Raw genomic sequence first — 12,029 nt, 5'->3', positions numbered from 1 at the left:
ACATTATTTAACTTAAGGTTTTTGAGCTATATTTCGAATTAGCGTTTTAAAATCTTCATGATGAAGGTTTAAGAAATCACTAATTCTGTAACTTCATTTAGTCAATTCAATTGATTATTCGATATATTTCTTCCAAAACCTGTAAGGTTTCGGCTGATTAAACCGATGACATGCCATAGGTAACTTGTTGTTATTCAATTGTAGCGATTTTTTAGGTTTTCTATCCATACAAAATTTCAAAGCTTGTTGCCAATCAGGAATTTTATAGTCTGTATATTTTTGGGGTACATATAACGACCAAAAAACATCTTCTATATGATAATCCGAATCAGGTTTTGTCTCTAAAAATAATTTGATTTGATGTGACTCTTCTTTCGCTATCTGAATAAACTTCTTTGTTTTTCGCAAGGAAAAACCTCCATTACCTACCTTAAATAGACGCTCTGTATTCTTAGGCTTTTTTCCTTTTATTTTCTGAATTATCTCATTTACTTTTTCAAAAGTTAAATTAATAAAATTACGCTCACTCCCAATCCAAGGAGCTCCAACATAATCGTAACCTTCATTACACCAATAATTCAATTCATTTTTAAAAACATAGACATCCAATTGACAAATCAATATAAATTCAAAATCTTTAAATGCCTGATAAAACTTTTCGTCTAATAATAATTGGTTATAAGCATCTATCGATTCGAAGCAATTTGAATTAAAATATTCAATGCGATAATGATTCATTTTATCTAGAAAAGAAGTGTAGTTTGAAGTAGTCAAACCTTCGGGAGCGGCGAAAATTATTTCTAAATCATTAAAATGACGGATAATACTTTGTAATGATTTTTTTTCAAATTCGTCTAAAAAATCTCTATAAATTGGGACAACAATCCCAACTTTCTTTAAATTATTCATTATACCGAGAATACTTTTCCGCAAAAATAAGCATATCTTTGACACTTCAATACAAATCATAGATTAAATCTATATATAGTATAAGTACTCATAACAATGACGCAAAAAATTGTTCTAAATCATAATTTTCCAACAACAAAAAAAGAAATTGAATCTATTGTAAATACATTCGATACAATTGACACTTACATTGCGAAAGGAACAAGAAACTCTATCAAACAAACTACATTACAATCAGGTAAAATTGCAACGATAAAATCGTTCAAAATTCCAAATCTTGTCAATAAATTTGTTTATAAATTCTTTCGAAAATCGAAAGCAGAACGTTCGTTTGAATATGCTGAAAGTTTGATTAAGTTAGGATTTAACACTCCATTTCCAATTGCCTATGTTGAAAATAGAACTCCTTTTTCTTTATTGGATAGTTATTATGTATGTGAATTAGTGTCAGCAGATTTGACTTACCGCGAATTAGTAGAAATTCCCGATTATCCAAATCGCAAAGAAATTCTGCAACAATTCTCAAGATTTACATTTGATTTACACGAGGCAGGAATAGAATTTTTGGATCATTCTCCCGGAAATACATTAATTAAAAAAACCGGCGAAAATCAATACGAGTTTTATTTGGTTGATTTAAATCGTATGAATTTCCATGATACAATGGATTTCGACTTACGAATGAAGAATTTTGCGCGCCTTACTCCTTACAAAGAAATGATTGAAATAATGGGAAAAGAATATGCCCATCTTATCAAAAAGTCAGAAAAAGAAGTGATTGATTCTATGTGGAATAAAACACAAGAATTTCAACTTAAGTTTCATACAAAACAAGCCCGAAAAAAGAAATTAAAAGCTTTTATAGGAAGAAAATAATAAAAAAGCACTTTGATCAAAGTGCTTTTTTATTATGAATATGTTTCTCCATCCATTTACTTTAACTATTTTCTCTATAATCAATAAAAGTAAGTGGTTTTCGACTCTCCGGTTTAAAAATCACCGACTGTAATTCTTGAAACGTTTCAAACTTAATCGATGGTGTCACCCTTAGTTTTGCTCTGAAATAATCTTTAATCTTTGTTAAAAATTCATCTGTTTCGTCGCTCGAAACTAATCGAATTAAAATTTCATCTGTCCCTAGCTCATTTGAATAAATTTCAATCAAATGCAAACTGACTTCATCAAAATGATTTAAAATATCATGCAAAGCAGGTGGATACAATGTCGTTCCTTTGTATTTAATCATATGTTGTTTACGCCCTTCCACAGGACCTAATCGGTACGAATTACTTCCACAAATACATTGCTCCGAATGCTTCCGTAACAAATCTCCGGTTTTGAAACGCAACAATGGCATTCCTTCTATTCCTAAAGTTGTAATGGTCAATTCTCCTAATTCTCCGTCAGCAACCTCCTTATTATTTTCATCTAAAATCTCTGTAATAATCAAATCAGGTTGGTGATGCCCTCCTACACCTTCTTTACATTCTGTAAAAGCAGTACTCATTTCAGTTGAAGCATATGTAGAAAAAAGTTGAATGTTCCATTTTGATGTAATTTTTTGGGATAACAACGAAGCGCCCAAATCTTTGTCTCGCAATGACTCTCCAATACACAAAACAGCTTTTACACCCGAACTTTGATAGTCAATATTATTTTTTTCTGCATAATCCAACATTTTTAGTAAAAATGAGGGAACTGCGACTAAAAATTTAGGTTTATATTTTAAAATTGAATCCCATTGTAATTGCGGAACGCCTGCTCCAACACGAATCACGCCTGCTCCTAATTTTCGCAAGCCAAGGAAATAAGCTAAACCTGCCATAAAACGACGGTCAATAGTTGTCATTAATTGTACCACATCTCCTTTTTTCACACCGATTCGTTGAAACGAATTGTACTCATTTTCAGCCAGTCGTTCCAAATCTTTATCTGTCAATCCAAAAGTTACAGGATCTCCCAGCGTTCCCGAAGTCGTTGAATAATCAATAATTTCATGTTGTGAAACACATAAGAAATCAAGGTTATGTTGTTGTAAATCGTTTTTCGTTGTAACCGGAATCAACTTTAGATCATCGATGGATTGAATTGATCTCCAATCGATATTATTCTCTTGAAATAATGTTTGATAAAATTTAGAATGTGCAGCTAAATAAGCTATTTGTTTTATCAATTTCTGATTTTGAAATTCTTTTATTTCTTCAACCGAACAATATTCTATTGCTTTCTGTGGGCTATTTTGCGAATACATTTTGATAGCTTTTTCTCTGTTTTATTTCGATCCGGAGTCGTCGTGATTTCTTTCGTTAATGCTAATTTATAATAAATAACTGCTTGCTGATAATCTTTCTGTTGAAAATAATAATCCCCAACCAACGCATAAACTTTCCAAAAATCAGGATTATTTTGAATATAGCTTGTGAGAACATTTTCTTTTATCTCTTTTTTCTCTTCTAATAATTTAGTCAGCTTCAAATTCTGAATTCGATATTGTTCATAATTTGCATACTCTTTTGTCAAAAGAAATTTATCTTTTTCAATGCGCAAACTATCCACGCTCATTTTATAATTTAAAATAGAGTCGTTAAAAATTTTATTCAAATCATATGCTGTAAATTCTCCCAATTGGTAGGGATTAGAAGAGATCCATACCAACCGTTTATCAGGTTGAAAAACCACTGCATGATGTGCCAGCAACTGATTGAGTGCTTTCTCGTTTCCGTAACCTAATTTCATATTTTTAAGGCCATTTGTTTCTCGCAATAGATCAACCATTTTTTTAGGATTCAATTGATTTTGCTCTGCTAACTCTTCTTCTATTTTTTCGAAACGATAAACCGAATGACTTTCTTTTTGTTGTCTATTATTTCGTGTATCATCTCTATACTCTTCACTTTGAAAATGATTTGTACAAGCTAAATAAGATTGATTTTGAACCCTGTAAACACCAAACTTCTTTGGTGAAATTTCAATTAAAACAGCACGATGATCTTTTTGGCTTCCAACCATAATACTTTCAGAAACAAAAACTTTTTTATTTTTTGCGATTTCAATGGCTTCATCAATTGTAGAGGCATATTGTAAAATTTCTAGCGCAACAAGTGAAATTGGTGTTTTGGCTTTAAGAGGAATTGATGATTTCCCTGCGTTAATGGTTACTGTAAGTCCTTCTAAATTCATTCCGGATGAAACTCCAATCATTCCTCCCCAAGTCACCGACATATAAGGAAAACCTCTATCTGGTTTCACAAATGAAATTATTTTATTTTTAGCAAAATCATCATTGGCATAAAAATCAAAATTACGGCCAATTAACAATCCTTTATCCTCCGATTTATTGTCCCAGACGGCCAAAGAAGAGCACCCCACAAGCATTAAATCATTCATTGCATGCCCGATATCGTGTGCTCCATGAAGAAAAAGATTTCGATTATACTTATCCATTAACGAATCATACTGATTTCCAGACGATTCAGAAAGTCCATAAATTTGGGCTTTATATTCATTATTGATGTAGTGATGCAACTTTCGATTATAAAATTTCAAAACTTTGAAAAGGAATTTTCTTCTTTTTTCAGAAGGAATAAAATCTGTAATTAAATGCATGAACGCTTGTTCCTGAAATTCGTATAATTCCTTTGTCAAAACACCCGTTTTTTGACCTATTTCCAGTGGATCCCCAGAAACAAAAAGCTCCCAATTTTGAGCTTCATTCTTTTGTAAAAAATTATTTCCAATATAGAATAAAGAATCATTTACTTCATGACGAATATAATCCTTTGAATTGTAAAAAGACAGATCCGGGCGATCTTCCAAAGCTTTCCGTACCCCACAAGAAGCAAAAGAGAATAAAATAAAAAATAAAATGTAAAGAGATTTATTCATTTGCTTTTTCATTTATTTCACGATGTACTTTATTCATTAAATATTCAGCACCAAGAATTTCACAACAGGTTACAAATGCACCAACAGTAACTCCTAAAACACCATGTACACGTACATTTTGACCAGTAAAAAAAACATTTTTCACTTTTGACCTTGGAGAAATGAATGTTTTCATTGGATTGTTACTATCTTTCAGATAGCCATACATATTTCCCTTTTCTGATCCAATAAAATCGCGGTAAGACAAAGGTGAAGAAGAATGAATAGCTTGTATTTTTTCTCGTATATCCGGAAATTTCTTTTCAAGCTTGTTAATCATCAACTCTATTTTCTGACGTTTAAATTCTTCATAAGCTTCTCCTCTATTTCCATAATTATCATTTACATCAACATTGTATGAATCTTCCCATTTTTGTACTTCTTCAAAAGTCATATAAGTCATTACCGTCATACTCTCTGCATATTCTTCATCTTTAGGATCAGAACCAAAGGTTGCTATATAAGTATTTGGCCAATCATTCGTTTCTTTTTCATAGCTGTCCCAAACGTCATTTATGGAAGTAAAATGATAAATATTGTGATTGATATAAGAAAAACTCTCAGGTTTAAAAACCAGATAAACCGTAAAAGCCGAAGGCGTAACTTCTAAACTTTTGACACGTCGTGAAAACGGTTTTCCAAATTTACGTTCCCCCAGCATATCAATTGTTTTCTTAATGTCTATATTCGAGATAAATAAATCCCCAAAATATTGCTTTCCTTCCTTACTTTCACAACCTATAACCTGTTCATTTTCATCCAGAACAAAAGATTCTATTTCCTGGTATTTATAAATTTCTCCTTTGTATTTTTTTAATTCTTTTATCAGAAGTTTGGCGATTTGACTTCCTCCATTTACACAACGCCAAGCCGAATGTATATATGAATTAACCGAAAGTGCATGAATGTACAAAGGCGTTTTTTCAGCCTGACCTACATAAAGAAAATTATTTCCAACCAAGACAGCTTTTAGACGTTCATTCGTAAAAACAGAATCAATGTATTGCTTTGCATTAATCGAAAGAAAATTTTCTTCATCTGCAAAAGTGCCTATATTCAGGTTATACATTGGAAAAGCCAAACAAAGTTCTTCCAACTTCTTGCTGTATTCAATTAGATTCTCTCGCTCCTCCGGAAAAAAAACGGCCAGTTGTTCAACAAAATTTTGATACGTCTGTGCAATCGGGTATTCATTTTCATCGTCATCAAAAGAAATCACATCAAACCCATCTTTATTTAACTGGCGTAAATTGAGCTTATCGGCTATATTCAAATAACTAAAATAATTATAAAGATTCTCGCCTTTAGCTAAACCTCCTATATAATGGACACCTGTATCAAAAATCGTTTTATCACGAACAAAAGTCTGGAGATTTCCTCCAAATTGATTGTTCTTTTCCAATACGACAACCCTCTTTCCCTCTTTTGCCAAAATAACAGCAGAAACCAATCCGCCCAAACCACTTCCTATCACCACTACATCGTAGTTTTGATCAAGTTTATTTTGTATAGACTGTGTATTCATTTGTTTCGTTTTGTTTGACAAAATTATTAAAAAGAGATTCGTTTGTAGTTCTATTTTTTAAGACGACAATTTTCTTAAATTGATTGATTCTTTCTTGATAAAATGCTTCTATTTCTGTTGTAATTAAAAGAGTTTGTTCTTCTTCCACAAAATTAAATTCATGCTGATAAATTAACGATCTGATTTTTGTTATATAATTGGTAGAAGCAATGGCTCTTTTTTCTTTGTCTTTTACAAACGAAACAATTTTACGGTTTGCTTGCTGCATCAATAACAGAAAATCTATTTGACCATAATCATTAGAGAAATGTAGAATTTTTTCATGTTGATTAAATGCGTTATTTAAATCGTAATAACCACTTTTATTCCGCATAAAATCGTTTTTCATTTCATTGACAATTTCAGATTCTTTGTACAAAAAGCTTAAAAACAATTTCTGCTGCCAGTAATTTTCATCTTCATATTTATTTCGAAATTTCTGAAATTCTGACTTAAATTCTCGGCTGATTTTCTTTGTTCGTTCAGAATAATTTGTTCCATATTTTTTGTCGGCCCAGTCGATTCTTTTTCCTATAATTGAATAAATGTGTCCATCAAAAATCATAAAATCACCCTTTGGAATAATTTCGGAATTTCCATGAATATAAACCGGTAAAATGTCAAGTTGTAATTTCTCTGAAAGAAAAAATGCCCCTTTATGAAAACGATTGATATTATTTGTTCTCGAACGGGTTCCTTCAGGAAAAATCATAAGTGAAAAATCATTTCCAATTCTCTTTTTAATTTCTTCTAAATTACCTTCAACTCCACTGGAAACAGGATAAAATCCAGCCATTTTAACGGCACGTCCAAAAATAGGCGACTTGTAGACCCAATCATTTACTAAAAATACAATTTTGGGATGGAAAATTCCAATTGCTAAAGTATCCAAAAAAGAAGTATGATTTGCGATTATAATCGATTGTTTTTTGAAATTTTCATGAGTTGGATTTAAAACTTTCTTAATTACAGTTGGCTTTATCATCAAAACTGATCGCATAAAAATTGACATTCCCCAACCAAAAAGTTTATATTTTTTATCTTTTGGAATAGGTAAGATTATCATCAAAACTCTTAAAGTGATGGAAGTAATTATTCCAAAAATTCCAAAATAAAGAAAGAAAAGTACACTTTGGGCAGCTAACCACAAAGTCATTGGACTTTTACCCTGCTTTGGTCGATTTGAAATAAAAAATCGAAATAAAATCGGATAAAAGATAAAAGTAATCACCAATGCTGCGACAACTCCGACAAGGGAAACAGAAGCAATCGATTTTAAAGCTGGATGTTTCGCAAAAATAAGAGCTCCAATCGCTAGAATCGTTGTAATAACGGCTAACAGGATTGATGTACGATATGTTGGCATTTCATCTTTTCCTGTTGTATATTCTTTCTGTAAGGCACTTGTCATAAAAATACTAAAATCGACTCCATGACCAAAAACCAATGTACAAACAATACTGCTAAAAATATTGAATTTAATATCAAAAAGCCCCATCAAACCTGCTGTAACCAAACCAGACAACGCAATTGGTATCGCACTAATAATCACCAACTCAATACGACGGAAAAAATACCATAAAATCAACAAAACCGCAATAAAAGAATAATTCACAAGATGATTAAAATCGGTTACTAAGTTTCCTAAAAAACTCTCATTCAATTGTTTTCTATCAATTACGATTGTTTCTCCCTTAGTATATTTGGAAACAAAGCGCTCTCGGTTTTCTTCTTTTAGTTTCACTAAAGTTGAAACCGTATAAAATCCATTTTTATGCGAAACAAACTCTTCGAAAAGAGAAGGATTAAACGCGCGGTAATCTTCTAATTTTAACGGTTGATAGGTTTGATCAAAAATTGAAAAGAACTGATGATAACTACCTGGTTTAAAACCATATTCTTTGCCATCATGTATAAATTCATTTTTAACAAAGTTTATTTTTTCTTCTGTCCAGAAATTATTCCAATCGTCAATCTTTTCTTGTTGAACAGCACTTGGTAAAACCAAAGATTGTATCGAGTGATAACTCAAAACTTCGTTCTTTTTTTCCAATTGGTTCAATTCAGTTGTCAATTCGAAATTTTGCTTCAATACTTCGTCAACATCAGTTCCGTAATTGACGACATATAAAGATTTTGAAATTGAATTTGATGATGTTTCTAACTTTTGTTCAGCATTTTTTTGATCAGTTGGCACATAATTAAGTTTCGATAAATCCTTATCAAATGTCACTTTATTAAACGTAAAACAACTCACAATAATCAGAAGTATACAAAATCCAATTAAAATTTTATTATTATGAAAGGAAAAGAAGGCAAATTTCTCTATAATTGATGAGTTATTTTCGATAGAATCCTTCTTCGGATGATATAAATGCGGAATAATCAATAAAGAGAAAATTCCTGAAACAACAACAGTTATTCCGGCAAAAATCCCCAAATCTTTCAACACATCTGATTTTACAAAAAGTAAACACAAAAACGCAATTGCAGTTGTTGTACAACTCATAACTAACGGTTTTGTAATTTCCTTAAATAATGTTTTCGAATCACTATTGTGCTTATAATGCGTCATAATATGCAGCGAATAATCTATTGTGATCCCCAATAAAACGGCGCCAATACTCAACGAAATTGCAGAAATTGTTCCTTGAATAATATACAGCATTGCGAGTGCAAAAAAGAATCCAAAAACAGAAGGAATAAAAATGATAACCGGGACATAAATTTTTCGATAAAAAACAATTAAAATAAGCATTAATGCAATCATCGAAATCAAAACAGTCGTAATAATATCTTGTTTGATTTGCTTTGCATTTGCAACCGCAATAAAGCTTGAGCCAAAATAGCTCAATTCTGATTTTCCTTTATACTGAGGATTTAGATCATCTTTTATTTGTTCTAATCGATCAACAAAATCTGTATTATGTTCTGTTTCACTTCCGGAAAATTTCGGATTAATAAAGAGAAATAATTTTGAATGATCTTTTGTTACAATAAAACCATCATACACTTCAAAATCATCGGTTAAATTCTTTTCTTTTAAGCGATTTAATGCGATAAAAGTCAATCCAAATGGATCTTTCAACATAAACTCTTTCGAGATAATTCCTGTTGGTGTAATTAAATTTTTATAATTCTTCTCAACAATTGAAGCAATAGAATCCTTATTTAATTTCCGATTTAATTGCTGATAATCTTCTTTCTCTAAAAAAATCGGTAAATTCTGCTGAACAAAATCAAAAGTAGAAGCAAAATTATCTAAATCATATTGCCCTTGAATATCGTTGTAATACGTATTCAAAGGTTGAATACTATCCAAAAAATCCGTTGCCTGATTCGTCATATCATCCAGCGAACCGTCGTTTTTTTTCTCAATAATCACAGCAATTTTATCTGTAAACTTTAATTGAGAAATAACTTTAGTTATTGCATCATTTTTCTCATCTTTCGGAATAATTCGTGTAATATCTTCTTCAAATTTTAACCGATTTGCAAAAAATGCACAACCAAATAAAAAGACTAAAAAAAATAAAATACTTAGCCATTTATTTGATCTGATTTGTAGAAATAATTTATAGAAAAATTTATGCATTCTTAATGGTCTTTTGACTGAAAAAAGTCAATAAAAAATAACTCAAAATCCCGCTCACAATACTACAGAATGTTGCTAAAACCAAGCTTCCTATAACATAGCGAAGTACATTTTTCTTGATAATCTCAAATGAAACTAAACTTAAATCCAAATGAAAATTATCACGTAAAATGAAGCCTCCTGTCAATAATGATAAATAAATAATAATCGGAATCATTGGGGGAATGCTAATGTTTGAACAGAAAAAACTGATGACTTTATTTAACCGGAACATAGAAGCTAAGAAAATGGATAAAAATGTTTGAAAACCCCAAAATGGTGCAATTCCAAGAAAGATACCTAAGGCAATTGATAGTGCTTTCACTTTGTTCGTATCATTGCTTCCTAAGATATCTTCTTTAATGAATGTTCGGATATTTTTTTTTTTGAAACTGAACAGAAAATTTCGTGGTTTGATATAAAAAATCGTCAAAAACACTAAAAACGTATTGAGTATACTGATTCGTGTAAAATCTTTGAATGGTCGAAAATGAGAAACCCGCTCATTTGGATCATATAAAATATCAATCGGCGTATTGACGACTTCAATGCCTTTCCATGCGGTACGTACAATAATCTCGATTTCAAACTCAAACTTATTTGTCCAATATCTTTTTGGAATAAATTTTAAAGGATATAAACGGTAACCGGATTGCGTATCATTTAATTTAATTCCAGTTTCAAACCAAAACCAAAAGTTCGAAAATTTATTTCCAAAACTACTTTTCTTCGGAATACCATCTTGCTCCATCTGACGACTTCCGATAATCAGAATTGGTTTATTTTTTTGTTCTAATTCTTCTATAAAATTTGGAATATCATGCGGAAAATGTTGTCCATCCGAATCAATTGTCAAAGCAAAATGATAACCATTTTCCCTCGCCATTTTAAAACCAACCCGCAAAGCATTTCCTTTTCCTTTGTTCTGTGGAATATTCACTATAACAAACTGATTTTGGTACTCTTTTAAAATTTCAGCGGTAGAATCCGTAGAACCATCATTTATAAGAATAAGGTGATTTGTGTATTCTAATACCCCTTCTATCACACGCTTTAACGTTTTGTGATTGTTATAAGTCGGTATAATTACACAAACTTTTAGTTCATCTATTTTATGTCGAATAATCGAAAAATCCATTTTAATTAAGCTTTCTCAATTGTTGGGCAGTAAAAGTATTGTATTTTTTAGCATATGCTTTTACCAAGACTTGAACTTCTTTTGGTGCTGAATTATAATTTTCAACAATGAATGTTTTATCTTCTTGAATATTCTGATTGTATTTGATAAATTTTGGAATATTTTCTTGAATAATCAATCGAATCAAACGGTTTTCAACATTTTTTGGCTCTTTTTTAATCGAATTATTAATCAAAACAGCTCCTTCAGTAAAATATTTTTTCTTTGTTTCTTTATTTTTTATGTACCTCGCTTTCAAAATTTTAGACGCTCCTTTATAAGCAATAATTGTTTGATTATTACCAGAGTAATCATTTAATTTATCATGTAAAATTGAAACATTATTTGCTGATTTTGAAGCATTTTCAAAATCAGTTCTCAATTCAGATAGTGTTAATCCAAAGAAGAATAAAACCGAAAAAAAGATTGATAAGAGAATTTTCATCTATTCAGAACTTTATAAATTGCACTAAATTTTAACGCGTTTGTCGCTTCAAAGAAAGACGAATTTTTAACTTTTACTTCATTATTTTCATGAACAATAGTCAAATTTAAATCCAAAACAGCCTGTTTAAACGGATTAATTGTGGCCATGAATTTGACATTCGAAACTTTTGATAGAAACAAATCTTTTGAAACGATCCCTTCTGTTAATTCCTTTATAATCTGCATCATACAAACCCCTGGTGTGATAGGATTATTTGGAAAATGTCCTCCGAAAATTTCGTGATTCGGATTCAATTCTATCTGAACCTTAAAATTTGAATCATCAACTTTTTCAGATTTCTTTATGGTATATAGATTAGGAATAAGCATCTGTA

At 30.8% G+C, this 12,029-nt stretch carries 9 protein-coding genes; 1 reads left to right on the top strand and 8 read right to left on the bottom strand.

Going from position 1 to position 12,029, the window contains the following annotated elements:
- Window positions 1-114: 114 nt before the first annotated feature.
- Window positions 115-909 (bottom strand): DUF5672 family protein, encoded by a 795-nt coding sequence (locus tag H277_RS18880; RefSeq protein WP_019975330.1) that lies wholly within the window; start codon window positions 907-909, stop codon window positions 115-117.
- Window positions 910-1,005: 96 nt separating this feature from the next.
- Between H277_RS18880 and H277_RS0109370 the strand changes: the two genes are divergently transcribed.
- Window positions 1,006-1,785 carry a lipopolysaccharide kinase InaA family protein gene (locus tag H277_RS0109370; RefSeq protein ID WP_019975329.1) on the top strand — a complete coding sequence of 260 codons (780 nt, stop codon included), beginning with the start codon at window positions 1,006-1,008 and terminating at the stop codon, window positions 1,783-1,785.
- 61 nt (window positions 1,786-1,846) lie between these two features.
- On the opposite strand, the gene flxY is transcribed toward H277_RS0109370, so the two are convergent.
- From flxY to H277_RS0109335, 7 genes are read right to left on the bottom strand one after another with little or no spacing between them, the layout of a single operon-like run.
- Entirely contained in the window at window positions 1,847-3,160 is a 1,314-nt protein-coding gene (gene flxY / locus H277_RS0109365) for a flexirubin biosynthesis putative acyl-CoA ligase FlxY (protein WP_019975328.1), read from the bottom strand.
- Window positions 3,127-4,794 (bottom strand): acyl-CoA--6-aminopenicillanic acid acyl-transferase, encoded by a 1,668-nt coding sequence (locus tag H277_RS0109360; protein ID WP_033422653.1) that lies wholly within the window; start codon window positions 4,792-4,794, stop codon window positions 3,127-3,129. The genes flxY and H277_RS0109360 overlap by 34 nt, the downstream gene beginning before the upstream one ends.
- Entirely contained in the window at window positions 4,787-6,358 is a 1,572-nt protein-coding gene (locus H277_RS0109355; RefSeq protein ID WP_019975326.1) for a phytoene desaturase family protein, read from the bottom strand. Before H277_RS0109355 ends, H277_RS0109360 begins: the two co-directional genes overlap by 8 nt.
- Complete coding sequence (locus H277_RS0109350; RefSeq protein ID WP_019975325.1) at window positions 6,333-9,992, bottom strand: MMPL family transporter; 3,660 nt, start codon at window positions 9,990-9,992, stop codon at window positions 6,333-6,335. The genes H277_RS0109355 and H277_RS0109350 overlap by 26 nt, the downstream gene beginning before the upstream one ends.
- The gene (locus H277_RS0109345) at window positions 9,985-11,169 is read right to left on the bottom strand and encodes a DUF2062 domain-containing protein (RefSeq protein ID WP_019975324.1); all 1,185 of its coding nucleotides are present in this window, start codon (window positions 11,167-11,169) and stop codon (window positions 9,985-9,987) included. Before H277_RS0109345 ends, H277_RS0109350 begins: the two co-directional genes overlap by 8 nt.
- 1 nt (window position 11,170) lies before the next feature.
- On the bottom strand, window positions 11,171-11,653 hold the full coding sequence (locus tag H277_RS0109340) for a hypothetical protein (RefSeq protein WP_019975323.1): 483 nt from the start codon (window positions 11,651-11,653) through the stop codon (window positions 11,171-11,173).
- Window positions 11,650-12,024: an ApeI family dehydratase gene (locus tag H277_RS0109335; RefSeq protein WP_019975322.1), complete on the bottom strand. Its 375-nt coding sequence runs from the start codon at window positions 12,022-12,024 to the stop codon at window positions 11,650-11,652. The genes H277_RS0109340 and H277_RS0109335 overlap by 4 nt, the downstream gene beginning before the upstream one ends.
- Between the last annotated feature and the right edge of the window lie 5 nt (window positions 12,025-12,029).

Origin of the sequence: Empedobacter brevis NBRC 14943 = ATCC 43319 (assembly GCF_000382425.1) — a bacterium.
Classification (GTDB): domain Bacteria; phylum Bacteroidota; class Bacteroidia; order Flavobacteriales; family Weeksellaceae; genus Empedobacter; species Empedobacter brevis.
Note: the sequence above shows the minus strand (reverse complement) of the source record. Positions and strands in the feature narration are given on the sequence as shown.

What these genes read in the sequence shown, in the direction of transcription:
- H277_RS0109355 (WP_019975326.1), bottom strand. Translation starts at nt 6,358, where the DNA reads ATGAATACACAGTCTATACAAAATAAACTTGATCAAAACTACGATGTA.
- flxY (WP_019975328.1), bottom strand. Translation starts at nt 3,160, where the DNA reads ATGTATTCGCAAAATAGCCCACAGAAAGCAATAGAATATTGTTCGGTT.
- H277_RS18880 (WP_019975330.1), bottom strand. Translation starts at nt 909, where the DNA reads ATGAATAATTTAAAGAAAGTTGGGATTGTTGTCCCAATTTATAGAGAT.
- H277_RS0109350 (WP_019975325.1), bottom strand. Translation starts at nt 9,992, where the DNA reads ATGCATAAATTTTTCTATAAATTATTTCTACAAATCAGATCAAATAAA.
- H277_RS0109370 (WP_019975329.1), top strand. Translation starts at nt 1,006, where the DNA reads ATGACGCAAAAAATTGTTCTAAATCATAATTTTCCAACAACAAAAAAA.
- H277_RS0109340 (WP_019975323.1), bottom strand. Translation starts at nt 11,653, where the DNA reads ATGAAAATTCTCTTATCAATCTTTTTTTCGGTTTTATTCTTCTTTGGA.
- H277_RS0109360 (WP_033422653.1), bottom strand. Translation starts at nt 4,794, where the DNA reads ATGAATAAATCTCTTTACATTTTATTTTTTATTTTATTCTCTTTTGCT.
- H277_RS0109335 (WP_019975322.1), bottom strand. Translation starts at nt 12,024, where the DNA reads ATGCTTATTCCTAATCTATATACCATAAAGAAATCTGAAAAAGTTGAT.
- H277_RS0109345 (WP_019975324.1), bottom strand. Translation starts at nt 11,169, where the DNA reads ATGGATTTTTCGATTATTCGACATAAAATAGATGAACTAAAAGTTTGT.